This window comes from Vibrio sp. 2132-1 (assembly GCF_033344315.1).
On sequence record NZ_JAWPON010000643.1, the window covers coordinates 1 to 573 of the forward strand.

General features: G+C 52.4%; 1 protein-coding gene. It reads right to left on the minus strand.

Translation table 11 applies throughout. The features are described from left to right. On the minus strand, nucleotides 1-573 hold a 573-nt coding region (locus R8N47_RS27145; RefSeq protein ID WP_318186362.1), incomplete at both ends, for an alpha/beta hydrolase.

A 573-nucleotide genomic window follows, 5' to 3' on the forward strand; every position in this document is an offset into this window, starting at 1 on the left:
TTGTAGCCATGCAGAGAGCAATTGCGGCCACGCCGCGACAGGCAAACCTTGTGCATCGCGAATACCAAAACCGTGTTTACCTTGCTCAAACAGATGCATTTCGGTCGCGATTTCGTGCTGGCGAAGTGCTTGCCAAAACACGAGGCTGTTTTCCGCACTCACGGCGGTATCGTCACTGGCATGTAAAAGAAAACAAGGCGGCATGTCTGACGTCACCTGTTTTTCTAGCGAAAATCGGAGAAGGTCAGATTCACGTTCCAAATTCGCCAGTAACTCGGCACGCGAGCCCATGTGCGCAATATCGGTGTTCATACTGATCACCGGGTACATCAAAGCGCAAAAATCGGGCTTGGCAGATACACGGTCCGCCTCATCTTGAAGAGGATAAATATCCAATGCGTGACTCGTCGCTAAGCTCGCTGCAACGTGTCCGCCAGCCGAGAAACCTAACACACCAATCGATGATAAATGAGACGCCAAAGGCAACTGACGCACCAAACGCATTGCTCGCTGCGCGTCCGCCAGTGGCGGCCAAGCTCCAAATTCATGCCCTTCATTTGGCATGCGATAGGT